Below are 571 nucleotides of genomic sequence, written 5' to 3' on the forward strand. Positions count from 1 at the left end.
TTAACCGAAGCTGGCTTGCGCCAGCGTCAGATTAGAAAGCGTGACGGATACCGAAGTCGTAGCCGGTGGAGCTCTTCGGGGTGAAGCCGCCGGTGGTGATGAAGGCGGGACCACCAACGGTCAGAGCAGCACCGTTCTTGTTGCTCACACGAGCGATCGTTGCGTACAGGGCCGTGCGCTTCGACAGGTTGTGAACGTAGCCCAGGGCCAGCTTGTTAGCCTTCGGGTCGTTGTTGTTAGCCGGGTTGAAGAAGTCGAACGGCTGATTGCGGTCGTACTTGACGTGCGAGTACGAAGCGCGGATCAGGCCAGCGCCAACCGGCACGGTCACGCCGAGCAGGTAGCCGGTCAGATCGATGTCAGGACGGCCGCCCAGGAGAGGCGTCACTTCGTAGTCGATCTTGTTCTTGGCCTTCGACACTTCACCGAACAGCTTCACGGGACCGAAGTCATACGAAGCGCCCAGGTTCAGGGTGTTGACCTTGTTGGTCGTGCCGATGTAGTACTGGTCACCCACCGTGCTGCTGCCGTAAGCGATAGCAACGTCCAGAGGACCGTTGGCGTAGCCGAA

General features: G+C 59.7%; 1 protein-coding gene. It reads right to left on the minus strand.

The genetic code is table 11. The features are described 5' to 3' along the window. Nucleotides 1-31: 31 nt before the first annotated feature. Nucleotides 32-571: porin (locus ACTJLF_RS34685; RefSeq protein WP_440884913.1), on the minus strand; the 540-nt coding region annotated here is incomplete at its 5' end.

The organism is Variovorax sp. 22077 (assembly GCF_052044195.1).
GTDB lineage: Bacteria > Pseudomonadota > Gammaproteobacteria > Burkholderiales > Burkholderiaceae_C > Variovorax > Variovorax atrisoli.